Genomic DNA, 16,443 nt, shown 5'->3' with positions numbered 1-16,443 from the left:
GCCGCCCGCAGCGGCGGTTGTCGATGCCGATGTCTGCTGCGCCGCCAGCGCAGGCAATGTCACCGCCAGGGCTGCAGCCATGGCTCCGGTGGTGATCAAACCACGGCGTGTGGTTCCGCTTGTCTCGTCAGTCATGTTCATTACTCATGTGAGTTCTAGAGGGAGCGCCGGCACGGCCCGAGGATGTTTCCCCGGATGTGGAAAATTTATGGGCAAAGCAGGGCACTGACCACCAGACATGGGTGTTTGAAACTAACGCTTTGGTATGTAGATCTGCCGGCGACCCAGGCCGGCAGTCCGATCAATCGGTCTGCGTGAAGGACTGGTGGAAGTTGAACGGCACGCCGTTCAGCCGCGCACCGCTCGCGAACGCCAGACCATCATTTTTTCGACCTGCATCTCTTTCATGGTGTGAGGAATACCGCCCACGCCATGGCCGGACAGGCGTGCGCCGGCGAACGGCATCCAGTCGACGCGGAACAAAGTGTTTTCGTTGACCATTACCGCCGTGGCATCCAGGTCCTGATAGCACTGCATGGCAGTGTCCAGGTCGCGAGTGAAAACCGCCGCCTGAAAGGCATAGGGCAGGGCGTTGGCCAGCTGGATGGCTTCTGCCAGATCGTCGTAGGCGTACACCGCTACCACGGGGCCGAAGACTTCTTTTTGCATCACGTTCGAGTCCAGGGCCGGATTGAGCAGCACGGTCGGCGCATAACAGTTGTTGCCGAGTGCGCGGCCACCGGCGATCAAGCGGGCGCCACCGGCAACGGCGTCGTTCACCCATTGGCCTACACGATTGACTTCACGTTCGGCGATCAGCGGGCCGACGTCGGTCGCCATCTCGGTCGGGTCACCCACCAACATCGCGTCGGCCGATTGGCCCAGTCGCTCGGCGACCTGCTCGGCGATGCTGCGATGGCAGAAAATCCGTTGCACGCTCACGCAAGCCTGGCCGGCGTGCCAGAAACCGCCACGGGCAATACGCGGCAGGGCGTCGTCAAGGTCGGCATCCGCCGCGAGAATCACCGGTGCCACGCCACCGTGCTCCAGCGCGCAGCGGGTGCCCGGGGCCAGGGTCGAGCGCAACATCCAGCCCACCGCCGCCGAGCCGATGAAGCTGAAAAATCCTACCCGTGGGTCCGACACCAGTTTGCCGGTGATGGCGTTGTCGGTCGGCAGCACCATTTGCGCCCAGCCTTTGGGCAGGCCGGCCTCGGCGAGAATATCGAGCAAAGTCTGGCAGCTCAGCGGGGTGTTGGCCGCCGGCTTGACGACCACGGGCGCACTGACGGCAATCGCCGGCACCACTTGATGGACGATCAAGTTGAACGGGTGGTTGAAGGCCGAGACAGCCGCGACCACACCGATCGGTTCGTATTGGGTAAAAGCCACGCGGTTGGCCGACGTAGCGTTCAGCCCCATCGGGATCACATGGCCGCCTTCGGTGCGCAGCACTTCAATGCAATTGAGGATGCCGTCGATGCCACGCTCGACTTCGGTGATCGAGTCCTTCAACGGCTTGCCGCCTTCGCTGGCCGCCTGGGTGGCAATCGCCACTTTGCGTGACTCGATCAATTGGGCGGCACGCTGCAGGATTTCAATCCGCCGAGGCTTGGACAACCACTGGCTGCGGTCGCGGAAAATGCCATGGGCCACGCTCAGTGCCCGCTCGATATCGGCCGCGGTAGAAACGGCCACGTGGCCGACGATAGCGCCATCAAAAGGGGAGTGCACAGCCAGGGATTGTTCGGACATGGGACCTACCTCAAGTAAACGAATGTGGCAGCCGGTGCGGGCCGGTGTGCCTTTCAAACCTGACGCCAAAGTAATCTTCAGTGGTCTTTTGCAAAACTGAATAATTAAGAAGCTTTTGTTCTGTTTTAGAGAATGCTCAGGGAGCATAAAAATGTTGAATGCCGTGCGCAGGCTGGTTGCAAGCGGGCTGGCGTCGCGCCGTTGACGATAACTGGCTGTTTTAAATCAAAAAATGTTTACGCAGGGCTTCCCAGAAGCCACGAAAGTTGTTAAATTTCGCGCACTTTCGCAGGGGCCCTCCCAGGGCTTGCACGCTGCAAAGTCAGAAACGAGTGCCAGGCACTCACAGCAACAGCTACAGGGGCGTCGCCAAGCGGTAAGGCAGCAGGTTTTGATCCTGCCATGCGTTGGTTCGAATCCAGCCGCCCCTGCCATTTTCTACTCATCATCCAGATTTTCAATCACTCGGCAGGTAGCACGCGAGTCTTGGATGATTGTCTTTAAAACGGTTTCAAATCGTTCTCCGTGTGATGGGCAGTCAGTGCTGGGAGTGCGCGTTCGTGCGTCGTAAAAGGACAGAACACGCACCAGGCGGACTATTCGCGCAGCGATTTCCGGTGCTCGCCAATTTGTCATATTCAGTATCACTTCGGCACAGATAGTGGCCAGCCCAACGCATTGAATGAGGCAGCATCGTGTTTCAACGTCTACTGTGTTCGCTGTCGGTTTTGAGCCTTTCCATCGCGGCCGCCCAGGCTGCCGAAACCGTCCCGCTCGATACGCCGCGCCTTAAGGGCATCGACAACTTTCGCGATATCGCCGGCACCACCAGCGCTTATTCCACGGCCAACGACGGCACTATGCGCGCCGGCGTGTTCTATCGCTCCAATGCGCTGACGCCCTCGGCTTCAGACCTGGCGACTCTCAACGGTCTGGGCATCAAAGCGATCTACGACCTGCGCACGCCCAGCGAAATTGCCGCCACCCCCGACACGCTGATCGCGGGCGCCACCTACAGCAACATCGACATCATTGGCGCCACCACGTCCGGCTCGAACATCACCAATATTTCATTTCACAGCGCCGCTGAAGCGATTTCGATGATGCAGGAAACCAACCGTGCGTTCGTCAGTGACGCCGGAATGCGCAGCCAGTTCAGCCGACTGTTCAATGAGCTGGCCGGGGTGGACGGCGCCGCGCTGTTCCATTGCACCGCCGGCAAGGACCGCACGGGCTGGACCGCCGCCGTCTTGCTGAGCATCGCCGGGGTCGACAGCTCGACGATCATGAGCAATTACCTGGCGACCAACGACTACACCGCCGCTCGAGTGGCGGCCACCCTGGCGGCGTTGCCACCGAGCATGGCGGCCATTTATGCGCCGCTGCTCGGCGTGGAGGCCAGTTACCTGCAAGCGGGCCTGGATGAAGTGACCGCGCAATACGGCAGCATGGACAACTACCTCAAGCAAGGCCTGGGTTTGTCCCAGGAAACCATTTACGTACTTCGCGGCAAGATGGTGTATTTCAACAGTCTGCCCGGCCAGCAAGGTCTGCTGGGCAACGCCGCCGCCGGCGCGCAGCTGCTGCAGCAATTGCAAAACAGCAACCTGTCGGGCAGCTACACGGCTTACAACTATTACCTGCAATCGGCCATTGATGCCGGCGACCTCGGGGGCGTGCAGTCCACCGTGGGCGGCCAAGTGCACGCCGACGCCGCCAGCTATTTGCTGCGTCAGGGCGCGATGATCGAACAAGCTGCCGCGCCGTTCACCAGCGGCACCGACCTCAAGGTCGGTCAATACCGTTTGTGGAGCACGGGCCTGGCAGGTTATCTGGGCACCGACGGCTCATCCCATGCCCAAAGCAGCAACGAACACAGTCAGGGCTTGATGGTAGGCCTGACCCAGCGTTTCTCCGATCAACTCAGCGCTCACGCCGGATTTGGCTACAGCCGCGGCAGTGTCGGCGGCGCCGGTGGTGAGGCGGATACCGACCTGACGTTCTTCAGCGCGGGTGCCCGTTACGCGCCGAACGGTCTGGAGCGTGGCCTGTTTGTGGATGCGGACGCCAGCGCCGGCTGGCTGGATTACGACAGCAAACGCGAACTCGGTGGCGGTCTGGGCACGGCCAAGGGCGACAGCCATGGCAACCTCACCGGCGCAACGCTTGCGCTGGGCTATCGCTTGCCGGTCAATGGCATGATTCTGGAACCGAGCCTGGGCGTGCGCATCAGTCATCTGGACCTGTCGGGCTTCCAGGAAAAAGGCAGCGACCTGGCGCTCGATGTCGATGGGATTCAGGAAACCCGTCGCAGTGCTGTGGCTAATTTGAACGCTTCGTTTGCTGCGGTGGACGTCGGGGCCTGGCAGTTGGTGCCGGGCGTCCAGGTCGGTTACGAGCATGTGCTTGGCGATCACCAGGTTGACAGTGAAGGCCATCTGCTGGGTCTGGATATCGAGCAGCGCGCGGCCTTCGACAATCGCGACCAGTTCACCGGCGGCGTCAACCTGATGGCCAACCTCGGGGCGCTTAGCGTGGGGGCCGAGGTCGGTGCCAGTGGCGGGGGCGACAGCCACGGTTTCAGCGGCGGGCTCAAGGCCAGTTACCAGTTCTGACCTCATAAAAATGTGGGAGCGAGCCTGCTCGCTCCCACAGGGGATGTGTGTTGGGTTGGCGGTTCGGGTATCAACCCGCGTGTTGGCTTCGCAAACCCTTTCGGACCTCAGCGGGGCTGACGCCGTAAGCTGACTGGAAGTACTGGCAAAACCTGCCGACATTGCTGAATCCGTACTGCAACGCCACATCGGTCACGGAAGGCGAGATGCCTTGGGCGAGCACATCGTAGGCGCGCTCAAGGCGCACTTGGCGCTGGTAGGCAACGATCGAGGTGCCGACGAAATGTCGAAACCCGTCCTGCAACGCGCGCAGGCTGACGTTCGTCATGCTCGCCAGTTCTGTACCGCTGACCAGGCTGTCGGGATGCTCCTGAATGTATTCCACCGCAAGCTTCACATGGCGCGGCGCAATCAGTGGCGCCGGGCGCTGAAGCGCTTGCGTGAAATTATGCGGCCAGGCTTCCAGCACGGCATCAATCAACATTTCCCTCAGGCGCGAAGGCATCAGTGAACCGGTGTTCATCAGCAGGTCGAACTCGGCACCCGTGGCCAGTTCCACCAAGGCCCTGATGCTCTGGAAGGCCGAAGCCTGCAAGTCCACCACGGGTTCGAACACCACTTTCTTCAGGATCGGCTTGCCCAGCAACGTCGACAGACGTTCGGTCAACAATCCGCGATTGATCGAAACCCCGTGCTGGGCATGGTTGTCGACGAAGCGTACAGAGCGCACGTCGGCCTTATCGATGGCGAGGCCGACGTGGGCAATGCCGACCGATTCGGTGGCGTGGTTGAAGATGATCTTGCCGGCGGTAGGGATGACGAAAGTGATCTCGTCGAGGGGCGCGGGAAAGGCCACCGAGAAGTCGCCGCGGTAGTGCATGCGGCGGAAACTGACGCCGTCGTGCCGACCGTAGACACCACCGATGATGATGTTTTTCGGTGGCGGCGGGGAATCGGAATAGAGATTGCCGAACATTTTCGAGAACAACGCGCCAAAGTCGTCGCAGCCCATATCACTGGATCGGAGGATGATCTGTTTGCGAGTCGAACTTGAATACACCTGGAATGTCACCTTGAAGAAGGGCGTCGCCCCGGAGGCGGGGACGCGCCGGGACCTTATCAGGCGTGAATGACAGGTTTGTGACAAAGGCAAGGCAAGTCAGAGGAGGCTCAGCATGGAACGATTTACCGGCGGTTGCCTATGCGGCAACGTGAGGTTTGTGGCGGCAGGAAGCCCTTATCGGGTGGGAATTTGTCATTGCCTGGACTGCCGCAAGCACCACGGCGCGTTGTTTCTCGCGGCGGCGATTTTTCCTGAGGACGCGGTGACTGTCGAGGGTGAAACGCGCGACTACGCCGGTCGGCATTTTTGCCCGCGTTGCGGCTCGTCGGTTTTCGGTCGGTCCGGCGATGAGATCGAAGTGAGCCTGGGTTCGCTCGATGCGCCCGACCAATTCAAACCCACCTATGAGCTCTGGACCCTTCGTCGCGAGTCGTGGTTGCCGGCGTTTGCGCTCGCGCGGCGCTACGAGCGTGATCGTGACGGCACCGGGCGTACTGAGGACGAGTGAACCCGCGCAGAGGCCAAGATCTCTGCGCGCGCCATTTCGATGTTAAAGGTGATCCGCGTCGATCACCGCCTTGGCGAAGGCCTTTGGATCTTCCTGCGGCAGGTTGTGGCCAATGCCGCCGTTGATCAGGCGGAACTCGTATTTGCCGGTAAAGCGTTTGGCGTAGTCCTCAGGCTTGGGGTGCGGGGCGCCATTGGCGTCGCCTTCAAGGGTGATGGTCGGGACGCTGATGGAGGGCGCCGTGGCCAGTTTCTGCTCCAGCGCCTCGTAGCGGCTTTCCCCTTGCACCAGGCCCAGGCGCCAGCGGTAGTTGAAGACGGTAATGTCGACGTGGTCAGGGTTCTCCAGGGCCTTGGCACTGCGGTCGAAGGTCGCGTCGTCGAACGCCCATTTCGGCGAAGCCAGTTGCCAGATCAGCTTGGCGAAGTCATGGGTGTTTTTCTCGTAACCGGCGCGGCCACGGTCGGTGGCGAAGTAGAACTGATACCACCATTGCAGTTCAGCCTGGGGGGGCAATGGATTCTTGCCCGCCGCCTGATTGCCGATCAGGTAGCCGCTGACCGACACCAGCGCCTTGACCCGTTCCGGCCACAGCGCCGAGACGATATCCGCCGAGCGTGCGCCCCAATCGTAGCCACCGAGCACGGCTTGCTTGATGTGCAGGGCATCCATGAAGTCGATGACATCGCTGGCCAGGGCCGCGGGCTGGCCATTGCGCAGGGTTTTTTCAGAAAGGAAGTGCGTGTCGCCGTAACCACGTGCATACGGCATCAACACGCGATAGCCCTTGGCGGCCAGCAGCGGCGCGACGTCGTCATAGCTGTGAATGTCGTAGGGCCAGCCGTGCAGAAGAATCACCACCGGACCATCGGCCGGACCCGTTTCGGCATACGCCACGCTCAGCAGCCCGGCGTTGACATGCTTGAGAGGGCCGAACGGAGAGGGCGCCGAGTAAGAGGTGCCGGCACTGTCCGCAGCGGGTTGCCCGGCAGCGGTCGTCTGCCCATGGGCTACGCCAATAGCGCCGAGCAGGGTGAAGGCGAGGATCGACGAACGCACCAGTCGACGGCTTTTTTTGCCGTGGGTGTTGTTCTGCAGTGCCATCTTCATGGTGATGTCTCCGTTGCAAGCCATTGGCCAGGGGGTCTGGCTGAGCCCCTTCAAACCTTGGTTGCATTTGAATGCGCTGACGTATCTGGCCTGTGTCGAATCGGCGGCCAGGTGAAAGCCTGTGTATCGGAGCGGGATTCAGATACACAGTGATACAGAGCGGCTCGATTGCGTCGTCGTGGGGCTTTGAGAATAGGCCGATTTCAAGCAATGCACGTCATCAATGACTTCCTGGCGATTCAAACGTAATCTCGCCCCTTCGCTGACCAAAATAAAACGAACAACATCAGGAGTCATTGATGCAACCGATCCGTCTCGGTCTGGTGGGCTACGGCAAGATTGCTCAGGACCAACACGTTCCCGCGATCAACGCCAACCCCGCGTTCCAGTTGGTGTCTGTCGCCACAAAAGGCCTGCCCTGCGCCGGTGTAGAGAATTTCCAGTCCCTTGGCGAGCTGCTTGAAAACGGCCCGCAGGTCGATGCGATTGCGTTTTGTACGCCGCCACAAGGGCGATTTGCCCTGGTGCAGCAAGCGTTGGCCGCGGGTAAGCACGTGCTGGTCGAAAAACCACCCTGCGCCACGCTGGGTGAAGCGCTGGCGTTGGTGGATCAGGTTGCCGAGCAAGGCGTCAGCGGCTTGTTCGCCTGGCATTCACGCTACGCACCCGGCATCGAAGCCGCCCGTGACTGGCTGGCCAGCCGTACCCTGCAAAGCGTGCAGATCGACTGGAAGGAAGACGTGCGCAAGTGGCACCCCGGCCAGGCATGGATCTGGCAACCCGGTGGCCTCGGGGTTTTCGATCCCGGTATCAACGCCTTGTCGATCGTCACCCACTTGCTGGCGTTGCCGCTGTTCGTCGAGTCTGCCGAGTTGCGCGTCCCGAGTAACTGCCAGTCGCCTATCGCGGCGTCCATCAAAATGTCTGACGCACAGCGGCTCGATGTCCGCGCCGAGTTCGATTTCGATCACGGTCACGACGAGCTCTGGAGCATTGAGATTGTCTGCGCCGAAGGCACCCTGCGACTGGACAACGGTGGCGCACTGTTGAACATTGACGGCGTGCGGCAAACCGTCTCGGAGGAGGGCGAGTACGCGGCGGTGTATCGGCATTTCCAACAGCTGATCGCCGACAAGGCCAGTGACCTCGACCTCCAGCCACTGCGACTGGTTGCCGACAGTTTTTTTGTCGGCAGTCGAGCGTCGGTTGAGCCGTTCTACGACTGACCACTGTCTTGGAAAAAAGCCGAAGCACGTTAGCCCGATGGCTGGCGTGCACGGCTAAAAGGCGATCTTGAACCCGACCATGGCGTCGTAGCCATGGCTATCGCCGTCAAAGCCCTGCCGATAGCCCGCCGACACTGTAAATGTTGTGCGCTGGTTGGCCTGGTAATCAACGCCCAGATTGACTTCGCCCCAGGTGCCCTGGATGTCCGACTCAAACGGAACGTACCCGGACTGAGAGGAAAACTCGGTTTTCGGCTGACCTTTGAATTCATGCCAGATGCTTGGACGAATCCAGCCATTGGTGCGCCGTGCCGTCTTGTCAGTGCCTTCGGTGTCCCAGTCCCTGGCGACTCGCACGCCCAGTCGACCCACCAATGACTCCACGTCCTTGAACCGGACATTGGCGCCGACGTCATCGCTGCTGTCCAGGTCAACGTAGCTGTAGATGGCTTGCAACTGCGGTTCGACGTACCAGTTTTTATCGACCTCGTACGGGTAGCCGTTCTCCAGCGACGCGGTGTAGCCCCAGCCTTTGGTTTCCAGTTTGGACAGACCGTTGGGCTTGGCTTCGATGTCGAAGTGGTTGAGTTGCAGCACGCCATCCAGGTACCAGCCGGAAGGACCGAAATGGGTCCAGTAGGCGCCAATGCCGTAGGCGCGCAAGGTGTCTTCCCCGGCGGCACTTCCGGTGTAATGGCTGACGCCCGCATCGATAGTGCCGGCCGACAGCGACACGCCTGCCTGTTCATGGCTGCCGTCGGTGCGAACCTTGCGATAGAGGTCGGTGCCGACCTGAAACGCCGTCAGGTCATAGTTGTATTGCGGCGTATCACCCAGCGCGTTTTTACGATCACCGTCCTGCTTGCCGCTGCGATAGATCACCCGGCCCCAGCCCATCGAGGGTCCATTGGTTGTCTGGTCTTGAGTCGGAAGCGGCTCGCCCGGGTTGAGGCGTTCTTCACCAACCCGTTCGTGCAAGGTATCGACCATCGTGCGGCCATACACCAGCGCCAGTGCCGGGAGGGCGCCGTACAGGGACACTTCGGGGCGATAATTCGGAACAGGCGCAGGGGCGGGTCCAGGGGCGGGTCCAGGTTCGGGTCCGGGAGGACCATCCGGAGGCCGCTCATCGGAGCGCAAATACCAGGTGTCTTTACCGGTGCCGTCCTCGGCGCCCTGTTGCAGACGGTATTCGTAGGGGCCGGCCACCACTCGGCGCGCCAGTTGGAAGGCATTGGCATTGCTGGCAGTTGCCGCCTTGTTGGTCAGCTCGACGACGGCGATGCCGTTGCCTTGCGTCAGTTCACCCAACCCCCCGACATTGGTCACGGCAATAGCAGTCGGACCGCCGCTGCCGCTCGACGTGGAGTCCACCACCAACATGTCCGAGAGGCTGTTCGCGGCCCCTTCATTCAACGTGGTATTGAGCAGCAGGCTGCCGCCATTGGAGACGAAAACGCCGCCACCATCGGCACCGGCAGTGGTCGCACCGCTGATGACCAGGACGTTACCGACCGTGCGACTGCCGGCAGCCAGGTCGAGCGTGCCGCTGTGGGTAAAACTGCTGACACCGAGTATTTGCCCCTGCACCGCACCGCCGAGCGTGGGTTGGTTGGCCGTTTGACCCAACGGCAAATAAGCTCCGCTGGCGGTGAAGTTGCTGATGCCGGTGGCGGGCTGATTGGCCAGACGAATCAGACCGGTGTTGTCGATGCTGTTGCCGACCGCCGTTCCCAGATTGCTGACGGCAATGCCCCATGTGTCACGTGTGCCGCTGCCGGTGCTGTCGGCGAAATTGCGCAGCGTCCAGGTGCCCTGGTTGGTGACGGTGCTGACCGATCCATCGGCTGTGACCGAGCCGGTCATCTGCCCGGCGTTGTTGAGTGTGAAGGTACTGCCCGGGCCATTGGTATCGGCGCGAACGGCGGAATCACTGAGGGCAACTATCGAGCCGGTGTTGTTCAGCGTTTGTGTCGCACCGGCGAGGGTGACACCGCTGCTGTCAGCCCATCCGCCCTGAACCGCTGCGCTGTTGCTGACAGTCACCGAGCCACCCAGGGTTTGAGCGTCGATGCCTGATGAACCGGTACCTTTGGCGGTGATCGCGCCCGTGTTGTTGACTGCGATGCTGGCGGCGCCTGAAGCCTCGGCACGAATCCCTTGGCTATCGCTGGCGCCCGAGGTCTGAATAGCGCCGGTGTTGGTGACGGTCTGCTGTCCCGTGGTGGAAAACGTCCTGATGCCTTGCTGTAGATTGCCCCGCGCGATGAGTTCGCCGGTGTTGCTGATGTTGACGCTGCCCAATCCTGTTCCCGAGCCGAAGGCGTTGCCGGCCACGATCGCCGCGCCGGAACCGTTGACGTCGATGCGCGGCCCACCGTAAGCCACGTTGATGTTCCCGCCCTGGCTCAAGACCTGTATCCCGAACGAGCCGATGCCTGTGCCATCGCCCCCGCCGGTGTTGGAGTGGGTGGTGATGGTCCCGCGGGCGTTGACGTCCACCGTGCCGGTGGTCGACTGCGTTGACGCGAAGATGCCGTTGGCGTTGCCATTGAAGGTCTCGATGCGGTTGCCGGTGTAATCGACACGCACATTGCCTGCCGTGGAATCAACGCGAATGCCGCCGGCAGCCGCGCCGCTGACAGAGATATCTCCGCCGTAATTCACCGTCGAGGTTCCACTTTCCGCGCTGATGAGGATGCCGTAGGCGCGCGTGGTGGTGAGCCCGCCGAGCACATTGATGTTGCCGTTACCCGTGATAGTGGTATCGCCGATGCCGCGCTTGATCACGTAAATGGCCCGCGAGCCCACGATGTCGCTCAGGCTGCCGACGTTGAGCGTGGCATTGTTTTCGATGCTGATCGATCCGGTCGAACCCACGTTGTCATTGGCGTAGATGCCGTGGCCACCGCCCCCGGTCGTGGTGATGGTGCCGTCGTTGACCACATTGATGCTGCCGGAGGTCGAGAACGCGCGTATGCCGAAGCCATTCAACCCATTGGTGTTGATCGAACCACTGTTGTGCAATTGGGTGGTGCCGGTTCCGCCTTCGGTGAAAATACCAAAGGCGTTCATGCCGCGACCAGTGATGGCAGCTGCGTTGTCGACGGTGGTGTTGCCACTGGTGGCGCGCGTATGGACCCCGGCGTGGTTGCCTACGCCTGCGGTGGGCAATGTATCGTCGATGATGGGCGTGCCGCCGGACAGTGCGTTGGTGTTATCGACGAGAATACTTACACCATTGCCGACGTTGACATTGATATTGCTGCTGCCTGTCCCTTTGGCCCAGATGCCATTGCCGCCAGACGTTGAGATCGAACCGCTGCCGTTATGGTTAATGCTGATCGCACCGCCGCCCGTAGCGCTGACATCAATGCCATCGTGCTCGTCACCGACCACCACATTGGAAATGTTCAGCGTCGTGCCTGCAGTGACCGTGAATGCCGATGAACCACTGCTGGCGTTGGTGATGGCGAGTGCGTCAAGGCCCGAGCCAATCAAGTTGACCGAATTGATGCCGCCATCGACGGTCAGGCTGGCGGTGCCTGCGGCCCCGATCACGTTCGAGAACACGGCGTTGGCCGCAGTGGCCGGGTTGCTGTTGATCGTGGTGCCGCTGAGCGTCACTGCCGCGTTGTTGTTCGAGGCGCGAACCAGTATCGATGAGCCGGCGGTGGTATCGATGGTGGTGCCAGGTTGGGTGGTGATGGAAGCTTCCAGCCCCGCCGCGGGTGTGCAGGTCTGCGATACGTTGTAGCTACCCGCGGCCAGTGGCCCGCAAGCGGCCTGTGCATCCATCATCGTCACAGCACTGGCGATGGCGACAAACAGAGCGCAACGACGGTGTAAACAGTTGACCGTAGGTGCCAGTACGTAACCCGCTTGCATTTGACCTCCCTGTCGCTGCATCCACATCCATAGGGATGCAGCTTGGTTTTTACAAAACAGCCCGACTCGACCAGTCGCTTCGCGCCTCGCCATAAACCATAGTTGATTTTCCAAGAAGAGAAGAAACGCCGAAGTACAAGTGCAGTGAGCGGTTTGAATTTCCCCGTCATCAGTCGCGTTTGTTAAAGTGGCGATCAAGTTGCCCCAGTATCACTGAGTAGAAAAACATGAATCGTCAAAAGAAATTACAGCAGTTGTTCAAGGCCAAGGCGAAAAAGGCCAGTGCCAAACTGGCACCGAAAAACAAGAACACCTACATCAGTAAAGCTGACCGCTTGAAGCTGGCGGCTGAAGCCGCTCAAGAACCATCTGCGCCCGCAGAGAGCTGAGCCGCTCGATTTCCGCAGACCGACTATTGCGCCGCTGAAACACAGGAAGTGTGAGCCATGAAGACCTTTAGCGTTCGCGAACTGAAAAATACCGACGTAGAACTGTTGCTGGCATTCGAGATCGATAACCGCGCCTGGTTCGAGTCTCATATCGATGCGCGCGAGCCTTCTTTTTATTCAGTGCAGGGTGTCGCCGAGCATATTCAAAGCTACTTATCCGATTTTGCTGTCGGCGCCTGGCATCCGTTTGTCATTGAAGACGACAAGGGTGAAATAGTGGGGCGGGCAAATCTGAAAGACATCGACTTGTCGCAGAAAACCGCGCAAGTGGGTTATCGGATTGATCAGCGTGTTTGCGGGCAGGGGCTGGCCACCCAGGCGCTGAAGCATCTGATCCAGGTGGCGCAAGCGCGCTGGGACCTCACGCAACTGGTGGCCTATGTGTTTACGCAGAACGTGGGCTCGAAGAAAGTCCTGGACCGGTGCGGATTCCTGCCTGAACAACCCTCTGGCCACTGCGAAGCCGAAGCGGAGTGCAGGTACGTCCTTACACTTCTCTGACCGCCCTTGTGTTCACCCTGGCGCCGGACGGCACAGCCTACGTGGGCACATTCGGTGGGCTGGTGGCGCTTTGGGACCGCGAGTGATTCCGGTCGCATAAATTTGAATTGTGCGGCATAGCTCGCCAGAATCGCCTTCCGATCCGGCCAAAGGTGCCGGACGTTCGAGGCGATCAGGGGCTACATTTGAACGAACACACATTGTCCATGCGTCTTGAGCGCGTGGCAGCACAAGTGCCCACAGGTGCGCGACTGGCCGATATCGGCTCGGATCACGGCTACTTGCCAGTCGCATTGATGCGTCGTGGCGTGATTGCGGGAGCGGTGGCGGGCGAGGTCGCCTTGACGCCGTTCCATGCGGCCGAGCGCACGGTGCGCGACAACGGTCACGAGCAATTGATCACCGTGCGACTGGCCGATGGTTTGGCGGCAATCGAGCCGCAGGACGACATCACCGCCGTCAGCATCTGCGGCATGGGCGGTGAAACGATCCGCGATATCCTCGACGCCGGTAAGGCACGCCTGAGTGGTCGCGAGCGCCTGATCCTGCAACCCAATGGCGGCGAGCAGCCACTGCGCCAATGGCTGATGGACAATGGCTATCGCATCCTCAGCGAAGAAGTGTTGCGAGAAAACCGGTTCTATTACGAAATCATCGTCGCCGAGCGCGCCGGGCCGGTGCAGTACACCGCCGAAGAACTGTACTTCGGACCGCTACACATGCAGGCGCGCAGCCCGGTGTTCCTGAGCAAATGACAGCGAATGTTGCGACAAAAGCATAAGACCCTCAGCAGCTTCGCCCGGGCGCGACAAGCCGTGCCCGAGGCAAAGGTGCAGGACGTTACCCGACAAGCCCGATGGATTACAGAGCTGCTGGCCTGATCATCGGGCGGCCGCGAGAACGGCGTCGGTTCAACGTTTTATCAGGGAAATCTTCGTGCCTTCAATGCTGATACCAGCCATCAAACCTTGCTGGTCGAAGATGAACGCGTAGGCATCGTCTTTGAGGGTCGAGCTGGACAGGTTTTTGGAAACCCCTTCATCGACCACGACCACCGTAGGCCCTACACCGATTTCCCAACCTTTGGTCTCCGCCACGTATTGCACGGCTTTGTCGGTCATCAGAAACACCACATACCCGTACGATTGGGCGCCTGCCTGTAAGCCCCATGAGCCGCTGACGGAGTTGTAATAGTCCTCGACTTTCGCGCCTTTCATCAACACGCCTTCGCCATAGCTGCCGCCGAATACAAGGCCTGCCTTGATGATTTTCGGGAAGACCAGTACGGCTTTGGCTTTATGCGAGATGGTTTCGGAAAATGGGTTGGTTTTGTAGAGCGTTTGCAGCGCTTGTCGAGAGTCGGTGTTCAAGTCTTCGGCGGTGGCTGCTGCTGCCGTGTTCATGAGGCCGACTGATGCCAGTGAGGCAACAGCGAGAAACAACGACAGAAAGAATCGCGATGTTTGAGTCATTTCCGTACTCCGAAAAGGGAGCATTGGATGGACACTGCGATCAGCGCCTGCCTCAAGCAGGAACCGAATGCACTGAACGTTATCCGGCGCACCCTAAGTGTGTGAGATGCAGCTTCGCACCTGAATGCAGTCAGCTCAAGGCTGCGCAACGATGCGAGGCCATCATGGGTAGTGACCTCTGCGCGATGGCGGGGTTCCGGGTGGGGTGGGGCAGGGTAACCAGGAGTGTCGCAGCGCTGAGCATTCAACTCTGCTTGGGCAACACTCCCTGAGAACGTTTACCCGGCTGAGGTTACCCGCGCAGCCTGCGCCGGATGACGCGACGTCACCAGGCCGATAAAGGAAATTGCCAGTGCCAGCCCAATGGTTGTGCTCACTTCGGTGCGGTGCTCCGGGGTGATCATCATCACCGCCAGCGCTGCGCAAATGAACGCGATCACCAGCCACGTCAGCCATGGAAACAGCCACATGCGAAAGGTCAGTTCGACGTTCTGCCGACGCAGTATGCCGCGCATGCGCAGTTGCGAGACCGCAATGGCCAGGTACACCAGCAAGGCAATCGCACCGGAGCTGGCCAACAGGAACTCAAAGAGCCCGGCGGGCATGAAGTAGCTCCATACGGTGATCGCCGCGCCCAGTACGGTGCTGGCGATGACGGCTGCCCGTGGCACGCCTTCTGAGGAGGTCGCCTTCAGCGCCTTGGGCGCATCGCCTCGGCGGCCCAGCGAATACAGCATGCGTGAGGCGATGTAGATCGAGGAGTTCATGCAACTGGCCACGGCAATCAGTACGACGACGTCCACCATGAACTTGGCGTGGGGAATGTTCATGATTTCCAGGGCCCGCTGGTAAGAACCTACCGAGGCCAGCAGCGGATCGTTCCAGGGCACCACGGAGATGACCACGAAAATCGACAGCAGGTAGAACACGCCGATGCGCCAGATCACCGAGCGCGTGGCCTTGGCAATGTTCTGCGATGGATTGTCAGATTCGGCGGCCGCGATGGTCACGGCCTCGGTGCCGATGAAACTGAACATGATGGTGATGAAAGCGCCGACTACCGCTGACAGGCCGTTGGGCGCAAATCCGCCGTGCGCCGCCATCAGGCCGCTCAACCCACTGACTTCCCGGTCGGGGACCCAGCCCATCAACACGGCAAAACCCACGCCGATGAAACCTATGATCGCCACGACCTTGGCCATCGCGAACCAGAACTCGAATTCGCCGTACTTGGAGACACTGAAAAGGTTGGTCACTACCAAAGCAATGATCGACACCAAGGCGAACAGCCAGGCATCGATCTGGGGAAACCATTGGTTCAGCACATGGCCGGCAGCCAGCGCTTCGATAGGAATGACCAGGACCCAGAACCACCAGTAGAGCCAACCGATGGTGAAGCCGGCCCAGCGCCCGATGGCCTGGTCGGCATAGGTGGAGAACGAGCCGGTGTCCGGATTGGCTACCGCCATTTCACCGAGCATGCGCATGACCAGAACGACGAGCAAACCTGAGAATAGATAGGCCAGGAGGACCGCTGGACCCGCCGCCGCAATGGCATGCCCTGAGCCTACGAACAAACCGGCGCCGATAATACCGGCGATTGACAGCATTGTTACGTGACGAGGCTTGAAGCCCTGCGCCAATTGGCCACTCGAATCCTTGGAGTTCGGGCTAATCATTGGTTTTTTGTTCTCTGCTAATCGACATTTAAGCGGATTGATAGGGGCAACCGATCATCGTGGTTGCCTGCTGGGCTTTCCGAAAAAGGCCCCCTTCAAACGCTGCAGTTCTTATCAAACCCATCATCGCAATGGGGTTATTTCGATGAAAAGATGCGCCACCTTACCCGGCTTGCC

At 60.2% G+C, this 16,443-nt stretch carries 11 protein-coding genes, 1 tRNA gene and 1 pseudogene; 7 read left to right on the top strand and 6 right to left on the bottom strand.

What is annotated here, in order from left to right:
• Positions 1-348: 348 nt before the first annotated feature.
• Positions 349-1,755: an aldehyde dehydrogenase family protein gene (locus KVG88_RS18630; RefSeq protein ID WP_217872319.1), complete on the bottom strand. Its 1,407-nt coding sequence runs from the start codon at positions 1,753-1,755 to the stop codon at positions 349-351.
• Between the two features lie 359 nt (positions 1,756-2,114).
• Between KVG88_RS18630 and KVG88_RS18625 the strand changes: the two genes are divergently transcribed.
• Together KVG88_RS18625 and KVG88_RS18620 are read left to right on the top strand one after the other, a co-directional pair.
• Positions 2,115-2,189, top strand: a tRNA-Gln gene (locus tag KVG88_RS18625).
• A gap of 261 nt (positions 2,190-2,450) precedes the next feature.
• Positions 2,451-4,370 carry a tyrosine-protein phosphatase gene (locus KVG88_RS18620; RefSeq protein ID WP_217872318.1) on the top strand — a complete coding sequence of 640 codons (1,920 nt, stop codon included), beginning with the start codon at positions 2,451-2,453 and terminating at the stop codon, positions 4,368-4,370.
• 70 nt (positions 4,371-4,440) lie between these two features.
• Here the strand turns inward: KVG88_RS18620 and KVG88_RS18615 are convergent, their stop codons facing one another.
• Positions 4,441-5,382, bottom strand: a complete 942-nt coding sequence (locus tag KVG88_RS18615) for an AraC family transcriptional regulator (protein WP_224792331.1) — start codon at positions 5,380-5,382, stop codon at positions 4,441-4,443.
• 163 nt (positions 5,383-5,545) lie between these two features.
• Between KVG88_RS18615 and KVG88_RS18610 the strand changes: the two genes are divergently transcribed.
• Entirely contained in the window at positions 5,546-5,941 is a 396-nt protein-coding gene (locus tag KVG88_RS18610) for a GFA family protein (RefSeq protein WP_217872317.1), read from the top strand.
• Between the two features lie 42 nt (positions 5,942-5,983).
• Here the strand turns inward: KVG88_RS18610 and KVG88_RS18605 are convergent, their stop codons facing one another.
• Entirely contained in the window at positions 5,984-7,051 is a 1,068-nt protein-coding gene (locus KVG88_RS18605; RefSeq protein ID WP_217872316.1) for an alpha/beta fold hydrolase, read from the bottom strand.
• A gap of 299 nt (positions 7,052-7,350) precedes the next feature.
• Between KVG88_RS18605 and KVG88_RS18600 the strand changes: the two genes are divergently transcribed.
• On the top strand, positions 7,351-8,277 hold the full coding sequence (locus KVG88_RS18600) for a Gfo/Idh/MocA family protein (RefSeq protein ID WP_217872315.1): 927 nt from the start codon (positions 7,351-7,353) through the stop codon (positions 8,275-8,277).
• 54 nt (positions 8,278-8,331) lie between these two features.
• Here the strand turns inward: KVG88_RS18600 and KVG88_RS18595 are convergent, their stop codons facing one another.
• The gene (locus tag KVG88_RS18595; protein WP_217872314.1) at positions 8,332-12,165 is read right to left on the bottom strand and encodes an autotransporter outer membrane beta-barrel domain-containing protein; all 3,834 of its coding nucleotides are present in this window, start codon (positions 12,163-12,165) and stop codon (positions 8,332-8,334) included.
• Between the two features lie 227 nt (positions 12,166-12,392).
• Here KVG88_RS18595 and KVG88_RS18590 point away from each other — a divergent pair, with 227 nt between their 5' ends.
• The 3 genes and pseudogenes from KVG88_RS18590 to KVG88_RS18580 all read left to right on the top strand — a co-directional run bounded on the left by KVG88_RS18590 (position 12,393) and on the right by KVG88_RS18580 (position 13,996).
• Entirely contained in the window at positions 12,393-12,554 is a 162-nt protein-coding gene (locus tag KVG88_RS18590; protein WP_150700870.1) for a DUF2986 domain-containing protein, read from the top strand.
• 57 nt (positions 12,555-12,611) lie between these two features.
• Positions 12,612-13,115 (top strand): GNAT family N-acetyltransferase, encoded by a 504-nt coding sequence (locus KVG88_RS18585; protein ID WP_217872313.1) that lies wholly within the window; start codon positions 12,612-12,614, stop codon positions 13,113-13,115.
• Between the two features lie 185 nt (positions 13,116-13,300).
• A pseudogene (locus KVG88_RS18580) lies at positions 13,301-13,996 on the top strand (tRNA (adenine(22)-N(1))-methyltransferase).
• A gap of 30 nt (positions 13,997-14,026) precedes the next feature.
• Here KVG88_RS18580 and KVG88_RS18575 read toward each other — a convergent pair.
• Together KVG88_RS18575 and gabP are read right to left on the bottom strand one after the other, a co-directional pair.
• Positions 14,027-14,587, bottom strand: a complete 561-nt coding sequence (locus KVG88_RS18575; protein ID WP_150700867.1) for a lipid-binding SYLF domain-containing protein — start codon at positions 14,585-14,587, stop codon at positions 14,027-14,029.
• A gap of 278 nt (positions 14,588-14,865) precedes the next feature.
• Positions 14,866-16,266 (bottom strand): GABA permease, encoded by a 1,401-nt coding sequence (gene gabP / locus KVG88_RS18570; RefSeq protein WP_217872312.1) that lies wholly within the window; start codon positions 16,264-16,266, stop codon positions 14,866-14,868.
• Between the last annotated feature and the right edge of the window lie 177 nt (positions 16,267-16,443).

Source organism: Pseudomonas azerbaijanoccidentalis (genome assembly GCF_019145495.1).
Classification (GTDB): Bacteria; Pseudomonadota; Gammaproteobacteria; order Pseudomonadales; family Pseudomonadaceae; genus Aquipseudomonas; species Aquipseudomonas azerbaijanoccidentalis.
The sequence above is the reverse complement of the archived record's forward strand: the minus strand, read 5'-3'. Positions and strand labels throughout refer to the sequence as shown.